Source organism: Microbulbifer mangrovi (assembly GCF_002009015.1).
In the GTDB taxonomy this organism is placed as follows: domain Bacteria; phylum Pseudomonadota; class Gammaproteobacteria; order Pseudomonadales; family Cellvibrionaceae; genus Microbulbifer; species Microbulbifer mangrovi.
Window position 1 is genome coordinate 12,487 of record NZ_LZDE01000331.1, and the last position, 19,436, is coordinate 31,922.

18 protein-coding genes and 1 pseudogene are annotated in these 19,436 nt (G+C 55.2%); 14 read left to right on the forward strand and 5 right to left on the reverse strand.

Annotation, left to right across the window (positions count from 1 at the left end; translation table 11 throughout):
• The first annotated feature begins 54 nt into the window (after positions 1 to 54).
• The 10 genes from B4U49_RS13700 (at position 55) to glpQ (ending at position 11,169) form a co-directional block, all read left to right on the forward strand.
• Positions 55 to 2,145 (forward strand): PEGA domain-containing protein, encoded by a 2,091-nt coding sequence (locus B4U49_RS13700; RefSeq protein WP_078085169.1) that lies wholly within the window; start codon positions 55 to 57, stop codon positions 2,143 to 2,145.
• Positions 2,146 to 2,188: 43 nt separating this feature from the next.
• Positions 2,189 to 2,512 (forward strand): hypothetical protein, encoded by a 324-nt coding sequence (locus B4U49_RS13705; RefSeq protein ID WP_078085170.1) that lies wholly within the window; start codon positions 2,189 to 2,191, stop codon positions 2,510 to 2,512.
• 104 nt (positions 2,513 to 2,616) lie between these two features.
• Positions 2,617 to 3,411, forward strand: coding sequence for a MotA/TolQ/ExbB proton channel family protein (locus B4U49_RS13710; protein ID WP_078085171.1), 795 nt, complete (start codon positions 2,617 to 2,619; stop codon positions 3,409 to 3,411).
• 82 nt (positions 3,412 to 3,493) lie between these two features.
• Positions 3,494 to 4,798 carry a hypothetical protein gene (locus tag B4U49_RS13715; protein ID WP_078085172.1) on the forward strand — a complete coding sequence of 435 codons (1,305 nt, stop codon included), beginning with the start codon at positions 3,494 to 3,496 and terminating at the stop codon, positions 4,796 to 4,798.
• Entirely contained in the window at positions 4,788 to 5,870 is a 1,083-nt protein-coding gene (locus B4U49_RS13720; RefSeq protein WP_078085173.1) for a vWA domain-containing protein, read from the forward strand. Before B4U49_RS13715 ends, B4U49_RS13720 begins: the two co-directional genes overlap by 11 nt.
• Positions 5,867 to 6,868, forward strand: coding sequence for a vWA domain-containing protein (locus tag B4U49_RS13725; protein WP_078085174.1), 1,002 nt, complete (start codon positions 5,867 to 5,869; stop codon positions 6,866 to 6,868). Before B4U49_RS13720 ends, B4U49_RS13725 begins: the two co-directional genes overlap by 4 nt.
• Positions 6,869 to 6,915: 47 nt before the next feature.
• Positions 6,916 to 7,572: a hypothetical protein gene (locus tag B4U49_RS13730; protein WP_239692633.1), complete on the forward strand. Its 657-nt coding sequence runs from the start codon at positions 6,916 to 6,918 to the stop codon at positions 7,570 to 7,572.
• Between the two features lie 105 nt (positions 7,573 to 7,677).
• Positions 7,678 to 8,352, forward strand: coding sequence for a hypothetical protein (locus tag B4U49_RS13735; RefSeq protein WP_239692634.1), 675 nt, complete (start codon positions 7,678 to 7,680; stop codon positions 8,350 to 8,352).
• Positions 8,353 to 8,395: 43 nt separating this feature from the next.
• Positions 8,396 to 9,847, forward strand: coding sequence for a M48 family metalloprotease (locus B4U49_RS13740; protein ID WP_078085175.1), 1,452 nt, complete (start codon positions 8,396 to 8,398; stop codon positions 9,845 to 9,847).
• A 179-nt stretch (positions 9,848 to 10,026) separates the two neighbouring features.
• Complete coding sequence (gene glpQ / locus B4U49_RS13745) at positions 10,027 to 11,169, forward strand: glycerophosphodiester phosphodiesterase (protein WP_239692635.1); 1,143 nt, start codon at positions 10,027 to 10,029, stop codon at positions 11,167 to 11,169.
• Positions 11,170 to 11,191: 22 nt separating this feature from the next.
• On the opposite strand, the gene B4U49_RS13750 is transcribed toward glpQ, so the two are convergent.
• Both B4U49_RS13750 and B4U49_RS13755 read right to left on the reverse strand, forming a co-directional pair.
• Positions 11,192 to 13,156, reverse strand: a complete 1,965-nt coding sequence (locus B4U49_RS13750) for a sensor domain-containing diguanylate cyclase (RefSeq protein WP_078085198.1) — start codon at positions 13,154 to 13,156, stop codon at positions 11,192 to 11,194.
• A 433-nt stretch (positions 13,157 to 13,589) separates the two neighbouring features.
• Positions 13,590 to 14,369, reverse strand: a complete 780-nt coding sequence (locus B4U49_RS13755) for an enoyl-CoA hydratase (RefSeq protein WP_078085199.1) — start codon at positions 14,367 to 14,369, stop codon at positions 13,590 to 13,592.
• A gap of 324 nt (positions 14,370 to 14,693) precedes the next feature.
• Here B4U49_RS13755 and B4U49_RS19490 point away from each other — a divergent pair.
• A pseudogene (locus B4U49_RS19490) lies at positions 14,694 to 15,074 on the forward strand (tryptophan 2,3-dioxygenase family protein); the annotation flags it as partial.
• A gap of 84 nt (positions 15,075 to 15,158) precedes the next feature.
• On the forward strand, positions 15,159 to 15,482 hold the full coding sequence (locus tag B4U49_RS19495; RefSeq protein ID WP_275078289.1) for a tryptophan 2,3-dioxygenase family protein: 324 nt from the start codon (positions 15,159 to 15,161) through the stop codon (positions 15,480 to 15,482).
• A gap of 75 nt (positions 15,483 to 15,557) precedes the next feature.
• Here B4U49_RS19495 and B4U49_RS13765 read toward each other — a convergent pair whose 3' ends face one another.
• The gene (locus tag B4U49_RS13765; RefSeq protein ID WP_078085178.1) at positions 15,558 to 15,986 is read right to left on the reverse strand and encodes an ExbD/TolR family protein; all 429 of its coding nucleotides are present in this window, start codon (positions 15,984 to 15,986) and stop codon (positions 15,558 to 15,560) included.
• Between the two features lie 167 nt (positions 15,987 to 16,153).
• Positions 16,154 to 16,624, reverse strand: a complete 471-nt coding sequence (locus B4U49_RS13770) for a methylglyoxal synthase (RefSeq protein ID WP_078085179.1) — start codon at positions 16,622 to 16,624, stop codon at positions 16,154 to 16,156.
• A gap of 265 nt (positions 16,625 to 16,889) precedes the next feature.
• Between B4U49_RS13770 and B4U49_RS13775 the strand changes: the two genes are divergently transcribed.
• On the forward strand, positions 16,890 to 17,321 hold the full coding sequence (locus B4U49_RS13775; RefSeq protein ID WP_078085180.1) for a hypothetical protein: 432 nt from the start codon (positions 16,890 to 16,892) through the stop codon (positions 17,319 to 17,321).
• Between the two features lie 183 nt (positions 17,322 to 17,504).
• Here B4U49_RS13775 and B4U49_RS13780 read toward each other — a convergent pair whose 3' ends face one another.
• On the reverse strand, positions 17,505 to 18,404 hold the full coding sequence (locus B4U49_RS13780) for a hypothetical protein (protein ID WP_078085181.1): 900 nt from the start codon (positions 18,402 to 18,404) through the stop codon (positions 17,505 to 17,507).
• 123 nt (positions 18,405 to 18,527) lie between these two features.
• Between B4U49_RS13780 and B4U49_RS13785 the strand changes: the two genes are divergently transcribed.
• Entirely contained in the window at positions 18,528 to 19,385 is an 858-nt protein-coding gene (locus tag B4U49_RS13785; protein WP_078085182.1) for a hypothetical protein, read from the forward strand.
• The last annotated feature ends 51 nt before the right edge of the window (positions 19,386 to 19,436 follow it).

The following is a 19,436-nucleotide window of genomic DNA, read 5'->3' on the forward strand; positions in this document are numbered from 1 at the left end:
GCAATCAAGCAGCGTCGTTAAAATCAATAAGTACGCAGTAACAGGAAATCATAAATGACAGCCAAGGAAGCGGTACCCGTTCGTGATAGCGAACCGGAGAATGAAGATGTATCGGTCATCCAGCCGATCGGATTCACCCCGGCCCCGGTTTCCTCCGGCGGCAAGAAACTACTGCTTTCTCCCAAGGCCATCACCATCGCCGTCTGCTTGCTAGTCGGTGCTTTGATGCTGGTTTATCTACTGGTGGCCCGATCCCTGATTTTCGAAACGCAACCCGCAGATGCGGATGTATCCGTCAGCGGCCTGGCCCTCCCCCTTGGCGACGGCCACCTGGTACTACCCGGGCATTACAACTACACCATCAGCGCAACCGGTTATATCCCGCAGAGCGGAAAGGTGGAAGTCAGCAGTGACAGCAATAGCCGACACGCGGTCAATCTCGAACGCCTACCAGGCCACCTGCAGGTAGTTACCGATCCCCAGGTGCCTGTGCGGGTACTCGTGAATGGAACCGAAGTCACCAGTAGTGGCGGTCTCGCCGAGTCCATACCGGCGGGTCGCAAGCGCATCACTATCCTCACCGATCGCTACCTGCCATTCAGCAAGGAAATCGAAATCGAGGGACTGGATAATACCCAGACGCTCACTGCCAAGTTGCGCCCTGCCTGGGCAAACGTACACATCACCAGTAATCCGGCAGGCGCGACGGTGAGTGTCGAAGGAAAAATTCTGGGTACCACCCCGCTTACTGCAGAACTGGTGCAGGGAGATCGGCTGGTAGATATTTCGCTGCCGCAATACAAAAGCGCGCAGGTACCAGTGCCGGTAACCGCGGGGGTCGACCAGACACTGGAGACCGTGGACCTGAACGCTGCCGACGGCACCGTGCGTGTGGTGAGCACCCCCCCCGGAGCCAGTGTTACTGTCAACGGCGAGTACCGTGGCCAAACCCCCATGGATCTCGAACTGGCATCCAACAGTCGCCACGAATTGCGCTTTTTTCTGGACGGTTACAGTACAGTGGAGCGCAGCGTGGATGTGCGCGCTGGAGACCTGCGGGATATGAACGTGCAGCTCACTGCGGTATTCGGCAAGGTCTCCATCTCCAGCAGTCCTGAGGATGCCCAGGTATTCATCGATGGCAAACTCGCCGGCAGAGCCGGCCAGACCTTCACCCTGCCGACCCGCAGCCACACGATTACGGTACGCAAATCCGGCTACGAGGATTACCAGACCACCATTGTGCCCTCGAGCAAACTCAAGCAGACAGTGCGCGCGGTGTTACTGACGGGTGAACAGGCGCGCTGGAGCAATGTCGCAGCGGAAATCACCCACGGCGCCGGCGGGAAGATGCTGCTAATGCGGCCAAATGCACAGTTCACAATGGGTTCCTCCCGTCGAGAGCAGGGCCGCCGCGCCAACGAGGTACTGCGCAAGATCGCTCTCACGCGCCCGTTTTATATCGGTGCTACCGAAGTGACCAATCGCGAGTTTCGCCGTTACAAACGCATGCACAGCTCCAGCCATACCAACGGCATCAGTCTCGATAACGATAGCCTCCCGGTGGTAAACATCAGCTGGAATGATGCGGCACTCTTCTGCAATTGGCTCAGCGCACGCGACGGCCTCAAAGAGGTGTATCGCAGCGAGCGCGGCCGGGTGGTCGGATTCGATGCAAGCGCCAACGGCTACCGCATGCCTACCGAGGCGGAATGGGCCTGGGCCGCCCGCTACGAACGCGGTGCGATGCGCAAATTCCCCTGGGGAGATTCTCTACCAGTGGGTAAAAACTCAGGTAACTACGCCGATAGCAGTGCCGGTCAGATTGTTCCCGCAGTACTACGCACTTACAACGACCGTTATGCCGCAACCGCGCCCGTAGGCAGCTTCGGTGCCAATCACATAGGTGTGTTTGACATGGGCGGCAACGTGTCCGAGTGGATTCACGATCTCTATACCATAGGCACGGGTCTCTCGCTGAAGCGGGAAGAAAACCCGGTGGGACCTCAGGACGGGGACTACCACGTGGTGCGAGGTTCCAGCTGGAAACACGCGGGACTTACCGAACTGCGGCTTTCCTACCGGGACTATGGCTCCGAGGCTCGTGACGACATCGGGTTTCGTGTGGCGCGCTGGGTAAACTGAGTAACTGCGAAAAAAGCGAAGGGATAATCATTGAGGCAGTGTTATGTACACACAAGAAATCAGTGAAAAGGCGAATAAACCGGTGATAACGCTAATCCGTGCTGGTGCAATTGCATCCTTGGTACTGGCGGTCATGGCGGCGCCCGGCTTTGCACAGACCACAGAAACTGAAAGCTCCGCCGAGGCGGAGACATCACAACAAGCCGAACAACCGTCACAAGTAAAAAGTAACGCTGCGGTCAGTGAAAAATCGACACCGGCCAAGCCGACCAAGATAAGGGCGCAGAGCGCACAGAGCGCGGATAACTACGAGGCGTCGGAAGAAATTTCAGAGGACCTTTCGGTCTCCTATCCAGTGGATATTTAACAGGTCACCACAGAACGCAAGCAACACGCGATTGAACGGACACAATCAGAGCACTACCCGGGCCCTTTGCCAAAGGAATGGCCCCACAAAAAACGGGAACACCCATGAAATTCAAGTCTTCAGATTTTGTATTCCAGCTGTTTGCCCTACTTGGGGCGATCATTCTGGTCCACGCAATTTATGTGGCCATCATCCGACCCAACGCCGACGCGCTGATCGAAGAACAGATGGCCCGCGAAGAGGCCGGGGAGACCTACATCCAGCAGCGATCCATTTACATCGTGATGCGCGACTACGAACAGGAAGCCTGTTTCGTACTGATGCTGTGGGCCATGGCCATCATGGGCCTGAAGGCGCGACGCAGTATGCGCGAACGAAAGCTACTGGACCAGGCGCTGCTGAATGTCAGCGAGGGCACCCCAATCCTGCCTGAGGATGCGCGGGATTTATCCCGCCCGATACAGGCGTTACCAGAGGAAGAGCGCAACTTCCTGCTTCCCCGTGCATTGCTCACTGCACTGCAACGCTTTGGATCGACCCGCAACGTGGCCGCCGTATCCAACTCGGTAAAAGAAGTGTGTGAAACGGAAGGTGATCGACTGGATTCTGAACTGGCCATGGTGCGCTATATCACCTGGGCGATTCCCTCGATCGGGTTTATCGGCACGGTGCGCGGTATCGGTGAAGCACTGGCGCAGGCGCATCGCGCCGTGGAAGGCGATATCGCAGGGGTAACGGTAAGCCTGGGTGTGGCCTTCAACTCCACGTTTATCGCACTGGTGATCAGTATCGTAATCATGTTCTTCACCCACCAGCTACAGCTGATGCAGGAACGACTGGTACTGGACACACAGAATTATTGCGACAACAAATTATTGCGCTTCCTGAAAGTCAGCTGAGTCTATCAGGCTCCCGACCAACCGGAATAATCAGCGGGCAGCCAGGGAAACGGCTACCCGAAAAGAGAAAACAGGAGCTCCCATGAGCAAAGGTGTACTGGAAATCAACGATTGTGGCCTGCGTGTTTTCGATGGCAATAATGAGGTACTGGAAAGCCCTGGGGTCGCTATCATCAACACTCGAGAGATTCTCACCGGCACCGGCGCGCTGATGCGAGCGCGCAGTCATCCTACCCAGGTCAACCATCAGTTCTGGCGTCGGCTCAGCCTGGAGTCAGTGAAATCAGACAACCCCGGATGTCGCCACCACGCGGATCTCGCATTCTGCCACCTTCAACATATCGCGGAACTTTGCGACTTACCGGATGAAGTCGTACTCGCCGTACCGGGAAATTTCACCCGCGAGCAGCTCGCGCTGCTACTCGGGGTGATCAAGGAAAGTCCTTTCAACGCCGTATCATTGATAGATTCTGCCGCCGCCTGTATCAGCAGCTGTGCGCCGCGTGGGGTACATCTGCACATCGACCTGCACCGCCATCAGACCCTGGTAAGTCGCGTGGTGGTACACGAACAGGCCGAACTGGATATAGCGGAAACCGTTACCGATGCCGGGCTGCAGCATTTCCAGGAAGCCTGGGCACGGATATTTACCGACGCCTTCATCATGCAGTGTCGGTTTGACCCGCTGCACTCTGCCGAAGCGGAGCAGCAGCTCTACGACATGCTGCCCCAGTGGATAGCCAAGGCCATGCGCCAGGGCGAGGTCATGGCGGAACTCGATGACCGTACGGCCAAAGTCAGCCTTCGACAGCTTCAGGATGCCAGTACCCCGATTCTGTCGCGGGTGCGCGCCATGATTGAAAACCTCGGTGAAGCGAACAGTGTTGTTTTCGTATCCCACCGCTGGGCGGAGATTCCCGGTGGCGCCCAACTTGCCGAACGCATCCACCTTTTGCCGCACAACGCCGTGGCGCAATCAGCGGAAAAGCGCTGGCAGGAAATTCACAGCGACAGCGGCAACCTGCGCCTGATTACCAGCATGAGCGCCGCCCCGGCAACCGAAGTGGCAGTACAGGTCAACGCAGCGGCCGAGGCTGGCGCTACCCACTTGCTCTATGGACATCGCGCTCTGGCAGCACAGCAACCACTGTTTGTTAGCTGGCAGGAAGGCAAACTCAATGTTACCCCCACCCCGCCCAGCCACCCGGCAGCCACTATTACCAACCACGCCGGTCGTCTGGCCCTGCGGGTGGATGCAGGTGCACAACTGATGTTGAACGGTGAGGAAATTTCCGCACCGGTCAATCTCACCGCCGGCGACCGTATTGGCGCGGCCAACTTTGACGATGTAATCACTGCGATCAGCGTGGAGCATTATGGCGCGTAAAAAACGGCGGTTTACAGCTTTCAGCCTGTCGTTTCTGGACATCATGTCCTGCGGCTTCGGCGCCGTTGCATTGATCTTCCTGATCATTAAACACGGTTCCGATAACGACATTCAGGCAGAGAACGAGGACCTGTCAGCGGAAGTGAACCTGCTACAGGAAGAGGTCCAGTTTGGGCGCGAACACCTGGTGCTGGCGCGTAACACTCTGGATACCACCAGTGATGATCTCGCCAAAGCCCAGGGCCTCGCGCGGCGTATCATGGAACAGATAGAGGAGGTAAAGGGCAATATTGCCGAGGTCGACAGCAGCACCGATGAGATGGATATCGCGCGCCTGCAGGAAAAGCTGAAGAAACTCGAGCAAGCCAAGAAGCAACTGGAAGAGGAGAACAAGAAGCTTGGCAACAACGTGCGCAAGTTCGTCGGTGACGGCGATCGACAATACCTTACCGGGCTGCGCCTTGGCGGTGATCGCATTCTTATTTTGCTGGATTCTTCCGCCAGTATGCTGGGCGACGAACTGATCAAAGTCATCCGCACCCGCAATATGTCCGATGCGGTGAAGCGTGACACGGAAAAATGGCGTCGGGCTAAACAGACGGTGTCCTGGCTGGTGTCGCAGTTCCCCCAGGATAGCCAGTACCAGATCTACACTTTCAACACCGGCTTTCGAGCGGCCATTGTGGGTACCGAAGACCGCTGGCTGAATGTGGATGATCGGGATCAGATGGACGACGCGATGAAGGAGCTGGACGCCATAGTGCCGCAAAACGGCACCAGCCTGGAGCGCATTTTCAACGCGGTAAACAATATGTCGCCTCTGCCTGACAACATCATTTTGATCACCGATGGGCTGCCCACCCAGGGGATGAAGTCGCCGCGGGGCAACACGATCTCCGGCAAGGAGCGCCTGAAACTGTTCCGTAAAGCGGTGGATGCCCTGCCCAAGAGTATCCCGGTGAATGTGGTCCTGGCCCCCATGGAAGGTGACCCCTTCGCCGCCAGCGAGTTCTGGAAGCTGGCCATGGAAACCCAGGGGTCTTTCCTCGCACCATCTAAGGACTGGCCATGAGCAGACGTAACAAACGACAACAGGAAGAGTTCAGCATCTCATTTCTTGACGTAATCTGCTGCGGGTTCGGCGCCATTGTACTGCTGCTGATGATTGCGAAGACGGTGGAACCGGTCGTCCTCGAAGAAGCCGAACTCGACCTGGATGGACAGGTGCAGGAACTTCAGCAACAACTGGCGGAAATTCGCGGTGAAACCTCGGTATTGAACCGCGATCTCAATGCCAAGAAAGAGCAGCTGGATATCGAGACCAAACGTATCGCCAAGCTGAAAGGTGAACTGGAAACACTGCACGCACAGTACGCCAGAAAAACCGAAGGTGAATCCGAGGAAGGCAAGCTCAAGGGAGAGTTGACCATTGCACTGCAGAGCATGACGGATGAAATGAAGCGGCTGCTGGGAGAAAACTACCAGCGCAAGAACAATGTTATCGGGGGTATCCCGGTGGACAGCGAATACATCCTGTTCATCATCGACACCTCCGGCAGTATGTTCAATTACGGCTGGGACCGCATGATCGACGAAATGGTCAACACCCTGAATCTATATCCCAACGTAAAAGGTATCCAGGTCATGAACGATATGGGGGACTACATGTTCTCCAACTATCGCAACCGCTGGATTCCGGACACGCCGGGGCGCCGTAAAGCGGTACTTGATCGCCTGCGCTCCTGGAACCCGTTCAGTAACTCAAGCCCGGTCGAAGGTATCCAGAAAGCGGTGCGCACCTTTTACGATCCGAAAAAGAAAATCAGTATCTATGTACTCGGCGATGAATTTACCGGCAAATCCATCCGCAACGTGATGATGGCGGTAGACCGGGTCAACGCCCAACGTGGTGAGGACCAGCGGATGGTGCGGATCCACGCTATCGGCTTCCCGATCCAGTTCTCTCGTCCACTACATCTGCAGACCACCGGTCTCCGCTTTGCGGCCCTGATGCGAGAACTCACTTATAGAAATGGCGGCACGTTTGTCGGCCTGAACGACTTCCGCTGATACAGCAATGGATATGCAGAGGGTTGAGAGAAACCCGGGAGCAGCACATGAATCGGATGTTCAATGGAATCGGCGCGCTCAGGAAATTGACGCTATTCGCTACGGCTATCCTCATGACGGCCTGTGCCCACACCGTCTCGGTGGATGGAGAGTTTCCGGCTCCGGTGGGTAATCCCCACCCGCTGACGGTAGGGGTCTACCTGAGCGATGACTTTAGCGATTTTACTTACAGCGAGAATCGAGACGACCGCGACGAGTGGAATATCAATACCGGACGCGCGCAGAAAAACCTGTTTGAGACGGTACTCGGTTCCATGTTTACCGAAACGATCAACCTGGCGCAGTACCCGACTAACCTTCCCAAGGGACTCGATCTGGTGATTGTACCGGAGGTACGTGAACTCCAGTTCACCATGCCGCGGGAAACCCGGGTGAATATCTTCGAGGTATGGATCAAGTACGACATGCACGCCTATAACCAGCAGGGCGATGCAGTGGCGGAGTGGGTAATTACTGCCTATGGCAAAACTCCTACCGCGTTTCTGAAGTCACAGGAGGCCGCACTGGCCCAGGCCATCAACGTGGCACTACGCGATGCTGGCGCCACGCTGTATACCGGCTTTGAGCGGGTGCCGGAACTACAGGCTTTCATAGACAACAAGCAACGCGCCCTGAGCATGAAGCAGACGGGTGGCAATGAATAAGTTTCCTTTGCAAGTAAGGAAACCAGGTAACAGGGAAATAGGAGATTCCAGTCGCGGGGGGTTCTCAGCCGAGACACTCGCTAGAATCACAAGGAGGATGTACCGGTGAAATTCCTGAGTGTGTTTTTTTCGGTTTCTGTACTGACATTACTTTCCAGTGGCTGCACCACGGTAGTGATCGATGAGTATCGCCGCAGTACCGGTGAGCTGGCCATGGGCGATTCGGTAGTGATTCTCGGGCGGCGACACTCCAGTGACTACGAAACTGAGCCGGACCTGATCGATTGCGTGGGTAAGACACTGCATAACCCCAAGGCCGGGGTTAACGTGATTCCTGAACGCCAGTTTGTGGATGCACTCTATCCCTGGTTCGAACCGCGTACTGCGCCCATGCATATCAAGTCACTGGACCGTCTGATGGACATCCCCGATGTGCGCGACCGCATGGAAAAGTACGGAGTTAAATACATCGTGTGGATCGACGGCTCCACCGAGACCACGTCCAGTGCTGGCTCCATCGGCTGCTCTATCGGCACTGCTGGTGCGGGCTGCTTTGGCTTCGGCACCTGGGACAAAGAATCTGATTACGAGGCATCCGTGTGGGATTTCCGCGATCAGGAGCTATCCGGGAAGATCAGCGCGGACGCCCAGGGTACATCCTACATGCCCGCAATCGTGGTACCGATTCCTTTGATCGCACGCGTTCAGAATAACGCCTGTAAAGGTATGGCCGCACAGCTGCAGGAATTCCTGTTGCCGCCGCAGTCCGCCAGCCGCTGAGCGCACAACACTCGACTGCAAACAATAACGACAGGAGATCCAGATGCACACTATCAATAAACTACTGGCAGCGATCCTGCTGGCCACTGCAACCGGCTGTGCTTTCAATCCGGCCACCAACCGGCCGGACCTGGTTTTGATGTCGGAAGAAAAAGAAATCAAGATCGGGCGAGAAATGCACGAGAAGCTCGTTGCCAGCACCCCAATCTACAATGATCCGATACTCAATGCTTATGTCGAGCATGTCGGACAGAAGATCGCCAAAGCCAGCGACCGGCCCGATCTCACCTATCACTTTACCGTGATCGACAGCCAGGACATCAATGCTTTTGCCCTGCCCGGCGGTTATGTGTATATCAACCGTGGACTGCTCACCTATCTGCAGTCGGAAGCAGAAATGGCTGCAGTACTCGCACACGAAGTGGGCCATATCACAGCACGCCACGCGGTTCGGCAGAAAACAGCGGCTACCGGCGCGGGAGTGGCTTCGGTGCTCTCGGTACTGGTAACCGGCAGTGGTGTGGTCGGCGATGTCACCAACTTGTGGAGCACTGCCGCGGTAAAAGGCTACGGCCGAGACATGGAATTGGAGGCGGACAGGTTCGGCGCCCAGTACATGTACAACGCCGGCTACGATCCGCAATCGATGATCAACGTTATTGCGCTGCTCAAAGACCAGGAGACCTTTGCCCGCCGCCGCGCCCGTGTGGAGGGTAAAAAGCAGCAGACCTATCACGGCGTCTTCTCATCGCACCCACGCAACGACGTGCGCCTGCGTGAGGTGGTAGAAGCAGCAGGTGCACTGCCCGAAGACAAGAAAATTACCAAAGTCGAGTACTACCGGGAAAAGACCGAGGGCATTGTCTACGGACAGAACGCCCAGGAGAGCGAGAAAAACCGTTTCAATCACAAGAGCCTGGGTTTTTCGCTATTGTTCCCCGAGGGCTGGACAGTGGAAAACCAGCGCACCGCAATCGTGGGTATGGCACCGGACAAGTCCGCAACCCTGACAATCAAAGTCGACAAACGGGAGGGTAACCAGCCCGCGGATATGGCATTACGCGGCGTGTACGATGTGCGCAGTCTGGAGCAGGACGAGGCATTGAGCCAGTATCGCCTCGAGGGACACACCGGCAAACTGCCAGTAGCTGGCGAGAACGTACCGGATCGTGTGGCAGTACTGTTTTATGGCAGTCGCCAGTACATTCTGGAAGGGCGAGTCACGGATAAGAAGGAAGATAGCGAACAGGCCAGCGAGTACGACAACCTGTTTCTAACCAGTATCCGTAGCTTCCGTCCACTGCGCAAAACTGATGTGGTCAAGCCGGATATCAAGCGGGTTAAGTATGTACAGGCCAACGATAAAACCACATTTTCCTCCCTTGCCCGACATATGGAGATTGGAGAATACGCAGAGGAACAGCTGCGGCTGCTAAACGGGTATTACCCGCGAGGTGAGCCCAAGCCCGGCGAGTGGATCAAGATTGTGCAGTAACGTCCCTTCCCCCACGCCCGGGGTAAAACCCGGGCCCACCACAGCGAGAGTTACAACCACGATCGCTCGCTGGCAGCAATAACGCTGTATTTTTGCAGTGCCTGAATATTTCAAACGCATGACAAAATGGTCGATTCACTGGCCCGAGGTTTTCTCCGTCTACGAGTAACGGTATGTTTATGCAATACAGACTATCTGCTGGATTGCCAATGCTACCCGAACACAACAAGTCACCGCTCCTTTTCTTCCTTGTCTCGATATTCTTTACCTGCTTTCAACCACTTGAAGCATCGAGTGAGACGGACAGCACACCTATCGTCATTGCCCACCGCGGCGCCTCCGGATATCTGCCCGAACATACACTGCCGGCGAAGGCACTGGCCTATGCAATGCGCGCGGACTATATCGAGCAGGATCTGGTTCTGAGCAAAGACAATCACCTGATCGTTATGCACGATATCTATCTGGATAACGTGACGGACGTAGCGCAGAAGTTTCCCGGGCGCGCCCGTACAGATGGACACTTCTACACCATCGACTTCACACTTGCGGAACTTAAGCGGCTACAGGTCAGCGGGCCTTTTGTACCAGCGGTGAGCCGGAATTTTCCGCAATATGCAGGACGCTTTCCCCTGTGGAAATCGCATTTTGAACTGGTGACATTTGAGCAGGAGCTGGAACTGATCCAGGGATTGAATAGCTCCCTGCAATACGCTACAGGTATTTATCCCGAAATCAAAAAGCCCTATTTCCACCGCGCAGAGGGACGGGATATTTCCCACGCGGTGCTGACTACCCTTAAACGTTACGGGTATGTCAGCCGCGACCAGAAAGTATTCGTGCAGAGTTTCGACGCGGAGGAATTGCAGCATATTCACAATACGCTGATGCCGGAGCTGGAAATGGACCTTCCATTGGTACAGTTGATCGCAGAAACCGAGTGGGAGGAGAAGTGCGTACAAAAAGATGGTGAGTGGGTGAGCTACAACTACGACTGGATGCGTACGCCGGAGGGATTGAAAAAAATAGCGGGCTACGCCGATGGCATCGGCCCCTGGTTCCCTATGCTGGTAGATGAAGTACCAGGAGACGCCCCTTACGCGCCCAACCAACTCACCTCAACAGCTCACAAGCTCGGCCTTGAAGTCCACCCTTATACGTTTCGCGCTGATCCACAACAGTTGCCGGACAATATGGAGAGCTTCGACCAGTTACTGGCGCTGTATCTAAACGATATCGGCGTCGATGGGGTCTTTACTGATCACCCGGACAAGGTCCGAAAGTTCATTGACAGGCAAAGCGCGATTTCGGAAACACCGTAAAGGGCACTAAGCAAACTTACCCTCAGGCAGGCTCGGGGTTTGGAACAACCACCGTGGATTCCGTTTCAGGACCATCCACCATTTCAACGCGCGCCTGCCTCGAGGCATTGTCACCATGGGGCTCCTGCTCGGGGTGATACTCAACCACAATATTGCGCCCTCGCTCTTTGGCACAATAAAGGGCGCGATCAGCCTGTCGCAGAAGCTTTTCTACCGGATCACCAGGCGCCCCGTGGGCAACACCGATACTGGAAGTAAACTGGATAAAGCCATCCAGACAGGGCAGGCGGACGCTTGCAATATTGTCCCGAAGACGCTCGGCGGTATACAACGAGTCGGGCTTGGTTTCGGTAAGCAAAAGCGCAAACTCTTCACCGCCAAGGCGGCCAAATACGTCGGTTTCACGAATTTTCGTCTGGATCGTCTGGCTGAACAGACGCAAAGCCTCGTCACCGACACCGTGTCCGTGGTTGTCGTTAATCGACTTGAAATGATCGATGTCGAACATTAACAGGCTGATGGGGTCCCCTTTTCGCTCGGCGCGCTTGATACATAACTCTGCCTCTGCGAGAAAGCTGCGGCGATTACGAACGCCAGTGAGCGGATCGGTACGCGCCTCCATTTCCGCCTGAAGCTTGGCTTTTTCCAGCTCCTCGGTACGCGCGCGCACCTCGCCCTCCAGCTTGACCTTGGACTCTTCCAGGTGACGGCGGTACTGACGCTCCGATTCCAGCCCTTGCAAACGCACCCGACGCAACTTCAGCCCCATCGCCGCCATGATGGTGACCATCTCGATAAATGAACTCAGTGGCGGCAGGTAGTAATTGACCAGATTGTGCTCGACGAACCCGAGATCACGCAGGGCCTGGTAAAAAAGCCCCATCAACAGCAGTGTCCAGCCAACCGCAAATACCGCCGCTTCGCTGGAACCCTGCCGCCAACGCACCAGGGCGATGACAGTGGAAGCGGGATACAGCAAAAGCGCCAGGGTAATACTGATCAACGCCACGGCCTTCACCTGCAGTAGTGCACTGAATAGCAGGACGGCGGCGTTGATCATCATCAGAATGAGGATGTAATCCAGCTTGGGTGTGTATTTGCGAGTCTGTAGGAAGAGTCGGTCGAATATGACTCCGCACAGAATACTCACCGCACCCGCGGCGGACATATAACTCCAGTGAAAAGCGTCGCGCAGTAAATACTGGTGGGTAAAACCGAGGATGGTTCCCCATGCCAGGATTTTGGAAAGACCGTAGACGAAATACGCAAAGAAACTTGTTTCACCGGTCGTCATACCGACGATCAGGGAGAAGAGTGAGATAAGGGCAATTCCACCAAACAGGAATGCGACGATGGCAGTTTCCCCGGTGTGGGTCTGACTCAGTTTTTGCGGACTCCAGATCCGCATGGACGGAAACACAAAACCGGCTTCTTCCGAGTCAAAGCGCACCAGAAACTCCACCGTTTCCCCGGGGGTCAGGGTAACCGGCACCACGAAGCGGTTATGGGAGACCGGGCGGTTGGAAAACGCCTCCCCCATCTCCAGTTCGGCAATACTTTCAAAACCGCCGCTGCGGTGATCATCAAAGACCGAGCGACGCGCAAACGCCTGCAATCGGATCAACTGATGATCCACATATTCCAGGTTCAGGGGCACTGGATTACCCGTGGAATTCTCCAACGAAAAATAGGACCAGTAACTGCCCTTTTGCAGTCCTGTGGAACCCGCCCCAGGCAGTGGCTGAAAGGCACCACCTGCCAACGCTTGCCGCGCATCAACCAGCTCCGCAGCCCCGCTGATATCGTGCCAGATGACCTGCTGGCCGGTACGCTGGTCGCCGTTCTCATCGGTATCGACGGTAATCGGAGCGACCGCTGCTGGCGCAAGCGCTTCAGTATGGGCCGCAACAGATAGCAGCAGGGTAATCAGCAGAAAGGTAACCCGCGCAAGCGAAGATACAGCCTGGGGAATTAGAGATGTTGTCATCATTGTCCTGAAAGCCAGGTTGCCGCAGCATGACTGCACGCACGGAGAATCCCGGTTCATTATCGACTGTTATTCTTGAGGCCCGCCACAATGGGCCGCAAGCCGGGGGCTGCCCGACCGGGGAAATATTTGAGGAGTGTACCGATTCGTAAAATTTTTATCATGTCCCTTTCCCCCAACAGAACCGGGCGCTGCAGAAGATTTCGGGGTTTTCGGAGTTGCATCTCGCATCAATAACCCCGCTCCCAGAAAAGCAGGCCACCAAATTAGCCCTAAAGAGCCATTATTGGAGGCGCTAAAGAGAAATACGTCACACTTCCGACATAGATCACACCAAAAAAAAGGCTGCACAGAAGCAGCCTTAAGAATTAAATTCCAAATTACATTTTAAATATAAGAATAAATTCCAACCCCATAAATCTAATCGGATAAATCAATCAAACTTGGAGAAGTCTGCGGCACGTTTTTCCATAAATGCCGTGGCGGCTTCGCGAAATTCTTCCGACTGCAATCGCTCCTGGAAATACCCGGCCTCCTGTCGAATGACCGCAAGTCCGCTCTCCATGGTCCCCTGACGCAACAATTTTTTACTCAGGCGCACCGCCTCCGGTGCTTTTTGCGCAAGCTCGCGGGCGTAAATTCGCGCACGGCTGAGCGCCTCACCGGAGTACACAACTTCATTGAGAATATTTACATCGGCTGCGGTGTGCGCATCAAATTTTTTGCCCAATAGCAACAGCTCGGAGGCCTTGGCCTGCCCCATGATCCGCGGCAAAAGGAAGCTGGAGCAGTACTCTGGACACAAGCCCAGGTTGACGAAAGGCATCTGGAACACCGCGTCGTCATCGGCAATCGACAGATCGCAGTGCAACAGCATGGTGGTACCAATACCCACTGCCGGCCCGCTGACCGAGGCCACGACCGGCTTCGGGAAGTTATACAGCGCCATCATGAACTGGAATACCGGCGACTCCTCTCCTGTCGCCGAACCACCCAAGAAATCGCTTAGATCGTTACCGCTGGTGAAAGCGCCGCCGGCGCCAGTGAGGATAACCACCCGTATACCGGGGTCATCGGCAGCACTATGGAGCAGCTCCGCCATGGCCGAGTACATGGCCATGGTCAGCGCGTTCTTGCGCTCTGGCCGATTGATGGTGATTTCCAGTACCCGGTCGGATACCTGGGCCTGAATTTCTGCACATGTACTCTGCATAGCGGACTCCGCATTTTTGCTGGTTATCACAGGTTTATAGCCCCGGCGAGCAGGCGCCAGCGGGCAGGCGGTATGACCCAAATAAACAATTATGGTCACAGACCGAAAGACACTAGTTTAGCCACTCCCCCCTCCCACACGAGGTCCAATTCGACCAGTTTGGGTTACGGATTCTGAAACAACTTCGACAAACAGACTTTTCCAATCTGGACGACACAGACCTTATAATGTGACCAAACTTTGCCTAATTTATGCAATTTCAGATTCACTAGCCTGCAGAAACCGGTATAACCATTTCGGTCGCAGGGGAAGACGAGGAAAGTTCTCAATATGACCGTGACCTACAGCTCCTACCTCAAGGTAGACGATCTACTGAAGTGCCAACAGCCATTGTCGGAGGGCCCGGAGCACGATGAGCTGCTGTTTATCGTGATTCACCAGAGCTACGAGCTCTGGTTCAAACAACTGCTGCACGAATTGGACTTCCTGGTGCGCCTGTTCAATGCCGGCGAGCGCAATCGCGCCCTGCACACACTGAAACGGGTGGATGCCATCTATCGCACCCTGATCCAGCAGGTAGACATCCTGGAGACATTAACCCCACTTGAGTTCATGTCATTTCGCGACCGCCTCTCTACCGCCAGCGGCTTTCAGTCCTACCAGTTCCGCGAGCTGGAGTTCCTGTACGGCGCGAAAGATGCGAAGAAGCTGGAGAATTACGAGCCAGGTTCAGAACACTACCAGCGCCTGCAGAAGCGCCTGCAGGCACCGACCCTGTGGGATGCCTTCCTGCGCTTCCTGGCCCATGAGGGGCACGAGATTCCGACCGCTGTACTGGAGCGGGACTTCAGCCTGGTAGCAGCCCCATCCAGCGCCGTACAGAAGGTGCTGATCGACGTGTACAGGAATGACCCGCTGGTAAGCGATATCTGCGAGGCACTGGTAGATATCGATACATCCCTGCAGCAGTGGCGTTACCGACACGTAAAGATGGTGGAGCGCACCATCGGCAGCAAGATGGGCACCGGTGGTTCCAGCGGAGTTGGCTATCTGCAGAGCACTCTGTTCAAGCCCGTGTTCCCGGACCTGTGGGCCATTCGCTCGGAGTTCTGAAGACCAAGCTACAGACACAAAAAAAGCCAGCATTTGCTGGCTTTTTTATCCTGTGAGGGAGATACCGTCAGAGAGTTATCTCTTGTCGTCGAACGGTACCAATGAAACCTGAATATTCGGGTTCACCTCTTTCGCTGCATCGGCGATGGTCACGTAAGTGTCCGCGCTCGATTTGTTGTGCGCGCGTACAATCACGATGGCCTGCGGGTTTTCCGCAAACATCTGTGCGATACGGGCACGCACAGCACGGCTATCAATCCGATTCTGCCCCATCCAGATCTCGTCAGCAGAATTCACTGTAATCAGGATGTTCTGCTTATCCGGGTCCGGCGGAGTCTGTTCAGTCTGATCCGGATCAGGCACGTTCACGTCCAGCGCCTTCTCTTTTACGAAGGATGCCGTCACGATAAAGAAGATCAGCATGATAAACACAACGTCCAGCATGGGCGTCAGATCAATATCGGCCTTTTCTTCTTCTACGGCCTTACCGCGTCGTCTACTCATAAAACACCGTACTGTTTTTTAATTCGAATTCGCCGGTTACACCGGTCTAATCAGGTGGGGAAGATTGCCGGGAAATGGCCATCAATGCAAGTGCAACCTGTGCACCCTACATATACCCCTTTAGAATCAATGACTTATATCACACTAATCGAGCAAAAGCTCAAAAATCACACAGCCAATTCGTCCTTTCGCGCCGCCAGATAGCCCTGATAGTCAGGTACTTGACGGGGAAAACTGCGGGTCATCAGCTCGGAATGGATCATCATATCGGCACTGCTGGCATTGCAGGCCACCGGGATATTCCACACCGCCGCTATCCTCAGCAAGGCCTTGACGTCGGGGTCATGGGGCATCGGCTCGAAGGGATCCCAGAAAAACACCAGGATATCCACCTCGCCCTGACAAATCCTGGCGCCGAGCTGCTGATCGCCCCCCATAGGGCCGCTGAACAACTGCTCCACCGGCATGCCGGTAGCGGCCTCAATCTTGCTGCCAGTGGTCCCGGTACCCAGCAAGTGGTGCTGTTCGAGTATGCTCTTATGCTGACGACACCACTCGATCAATGCGGTCTTGCGGTTGTCATGCGCCACCAGCGCAATGCGCTTCTGCGCGGCAATCGGCTGATCAATATAATCCACATAGCCCCCAGAGGAATCTGCTCTATTCGGTTGCGCCCCCCAAATATGCCGGGGGCACTCACTGATTATGCTAAATTCCGCGTCCTGCATCCATCGCAAGAGTCCGATGCCGCTATCCGCTGGCCTGCCACAGCTAATCGGCCGGGAGACACGGCCTGACAATACTGGCTAATACCGGGTAGAGCATCCCGTCGTGGTGCGTATAATCCGCCCCACTGAGAATGCATGGCCTGTTGTGCACATGCCTACCTATATAGGAGTGATTATGAGTGTCGGTGCCTGGGAACCAGACAACCAAGCTTCCAACGATCAACCGCGTACGGAGATCGATCACGCGCTGATAAACCGCATCATCAATGCAATAAATGAAGCGGACAGTGCGGACACAGATGGGAACCGTGCACCGGAGCTCAAGTCCTTCGAGCAGGAACTACTTTCCGCCAGTTGGCTTGCGGGCCTGCCTGCCACCCAGTGGCTGGAAGAAGCATCCCGCTGGGACAGCACCCAGATCTGGGCACTGATCCGTTTCTTCACTCTGGCAGAAATGCAGTTACAGGATTGGCAGGGGGGCGCCGAGTCACCGGTCATTCCCCTGGCCAAATCTCTGCGCCAGCGCAAGACGCCGCTTCAGCGGGAGCAATTGCTGTGGATTCGCCAGCATTCCGACAACCGCTACCTGCCGTACGGACCGCTTTAGTCGGGGCAAGTTTGCTTAGTGTGCCAGCTCTTACGAGCTATTGTTTGGGAAATCCCCACAGAGCCGCAATTGATTCTGCCCAATAAAAAAGGCGTAGTGAAATATCCACTACGCCTTTTTTATTGCCACCAGCTTCCGCTTATTAACGCCGCGTCAAATTAACGCCCAGCGCAACAATGCTACTCAATCATCGATTCGAAACAGCTGCCCGCGCAGCACACCCGCACTCGCGGGAACCCGGTAATTCGTCGACAGATCCCGCCATAGGACATAGCCCTCATTATCCATCAACCAGGCACTGGGACGCGCAGCATCCCGCACCCATGGACGCAGAATGAGCGGTGCCGCAGAACGGGCAACAAATGCAGAAGCATTTTCGCCATCTACATCCAGTTGCCGCGGTGGGACCAGGTTCAAATTGCGTCCCGTACTTCCCCCAGATCCATTACCGCTTGCGCCCTTTTCCTCAGTGTCCAGCCCGCCGCCCTGCGCCGGCCACTTATGCTCAGGCTGCGTGCTAAACAGGACCAAGCCGATACCCTGTCGAACCAGGTCCTGCTGCAGCGCCCGGATCTGGTGCAACTGCACGCGACTATCAGCGCAATAACTTCCGCGCATGAATACCACCAGTACACCGCGTAACTGTCGCTCACGACAAAAGTTCTCAGCCTGCCATTTTTTGTCACCCGCAAGCGCAATTGCAGGGAACTTCGTATCAACCAAAGGCATTTGGGGATGGCCCACCGCACTCAGGTGATAAAGGTAAACCAGCAGGACGAACAGATTGCATAGCGACAGGTATATCGGTAGCCCGCGCTCCGTATCCGTCAATAAAACGATTGCGAGGCCGATCAGCACACCGGAAAAAGCCCCCGGCTCTCGCAAATCGCCGGTTAATGTTTCCGGTTTCAGGTAACGTAGCAGCATCCATACAGGTAATGCCCATGCATTAATTAACAGCCCTATCCAGGCGAATAAAGAAGAGCTCCCACCGCCGTTCGCAATCGCGTAAATAGCACCGAATCCACAGAGCAACATCCAGAAAAACGCGATAAATGTAAAAAAAACCTTAAATTTATTCATTACAGAGTAAAAACACCCTTAAAACACTTGCATTCAAGCATATAAATAAGCTGCAATTAGCGCGATGAATTCCACTCATCCAAAATAACACCTAAATACTAAATTTAGATACAGGGATATTTTATGGCCGCACGTAAATCTGCCAAAAAAGTGAATGCCGTTGCGAAGTTGGAAGCTGAACTCGCCTCGTTGAAAGCCCAGCTGGAAAAAGCGCGCAGCACCCAAGAAGCTGCCGCTAAAAAGGAAGCTGATAAGGCCTCCAAAGAAGCTGACACAGCAGCAAAGAAAGCTGCCGCAGCTGCCGCCAAGGTAAAAGCAGCACGGGCGAAAAAGAAATCCGCCGCTCAACAGAAGCAATTGAAAGCCGCCCAGACTGCCGCCGCTGCCGCTAAAAAGGCCGCCACCGCAGCCAAGTCCGCAGCTACCGATGCCAAGTCCAAGCTGGCCGTGATCAGTGCCGATAACAAGCTGGCCACCAAAATTGCCAAGGCTGTAGCCAAGGAAGAATCCGCCATCTCCAAGAAGCTGGCCGCTGCTGAGAAGAAGAAAGCTGCTGCCGCAGCCAAAAAAGCTGCCGCTGCTGCCAAGAAGAAGGCCGCTGCAGACAAGAAGAAAGCCGCTGCTGCCGCCAAGAAAGCCGCTGCCGCTGCTAAAAAGAAAGCCGCCGCCGCTAAGAAGAAGGCCGCAGCCGCAGCCAAGAAGAAGGCTGCTGCCGAGAAGCAAAAAGCTGCTGCTGCCAAAAAGAAGGCTGCTGAAAAAGCCAAGAAAACCGCTGCCAAGACCAAGGCTAAAGCCAAGACTGCAGCTAAGAAGAAGCCTGGTCGTCCGGCCAAGAAAGCTGCCACCAAAACTGCCGCTAAAAAGCCGGGGCGTCCGGCCAAGTCCGCTGCAGCCAAGAAAAAGCCGGGTCGTCCGGCCAAGTCCGGTGCAGCCAAGAAAGCACCAGCTCGTCGCGGTCGTCCGCCGAAAGCTAAAGCCTAAGCTGTCATTGCTGGCAGATAGAACGAAAAAACCCCGGCTTGCCGGGGTTTT

Coding starts and splice junctions, on each gene's coding strand:
- B4U49_RS13700 (WP_078085169.1), top strand. CDS start 55: ATGACAGCCAAGGAAGCGGTACCCGTTCGTGATAGCGAACCGGAGAAT.
- B4U49_RS13705 (WP_078085170.1), top strand. CDS start 2,189: ATGTACACACAAGAAATCAGTGAAAAGGCGAATAAACCGGTGATAACG.
- B4U49_RS13710 (WP_078085171.1), top strand. CDS start 2,617: ATGAAATTCAAGTCTTCAGATTTTGTATTCCAGCTGTTTGCCCTACTT.
- B4U49_RS13715 (WP_078085172.1), top strand. CDS start 3,494: ATGAGCAAAGGTGTACTGGAAATCAACGATTGTGGCCTGCGTGTTTTC.
- B4U49_RS13720 (WP_078085173.1), top strand. CDS start 4,788: ATGGCGCGTAAAAAACGGCGGTTTACAGCTTTCAGCCTGTCGTTTCTG.
- B4U49_RS13725 (WP_078085174.1), top strand. CDS start 5,867: ATGAGCAGACGTAACAAACGACAACAGGAAGAGTTCAGCATCTCATTT.
- B4U49_RS13730 (WP_239692633.1), top strand. CDS start 6,916: ATGAATCGGATGTTCAATGGAATCGGCGCGCTCAGGAAATTGACGCTA.
- B4U49_RS13740 (WP_078085175.1), top strand. CDS start 8,396: ATGCACACTATCAATAAACTACTGGCAGCGATCCTGCTGGCCACTGCA.
- glpQ (WP_239692635.1), top strand. CDS start 10,027: ATGCAATACAGACTATCTGCTGGATTGCCAATGCTACCCGAACACAAC.
- B4U49_RS13750 (WP_078085198.1), bottom strand. CDS start 13,156: ATGACAACATCTCTAATTCCCCAGGCTGTATCTTCGCTTGCGCGGGTT.
- B4U49_RS13755 (WP_078085199.1), bottom strand. CDS start 14,369: ATGCAGAGTACATGTGCAGAAATTCAGGCCCAGGTATCCGACCGGGTA.
- B4U49_RS13765 (WP_078085178.1), bottom strand. CDS start 15,986: ATGAGTAGACGACGCGGTAAGGCCGTAGAAGAAGAAAAGGCCGATATT.
- B4U49_RS13775 (WP_078085180.1), top strand. CDS start 16,890: ATGAGTGTCGGTGCCTGGGAACCAGACAACCAAGCTTCCAACGATCAA.
- B4U49_RS13780 (WP_078085181.1), bottom strand. CDS start 18,404: ATGAATAAATTTAAGGTTTTTTTTACATTTATCGCGTTTTTCTGGATG.
- B4U49_RS13785 (WP_078085182.1), top strand. CDS start 18,528: ATGGCCGCACGTAAATCTGCCAAAAAAGTGAATGCCGTTGCGAAGTTG.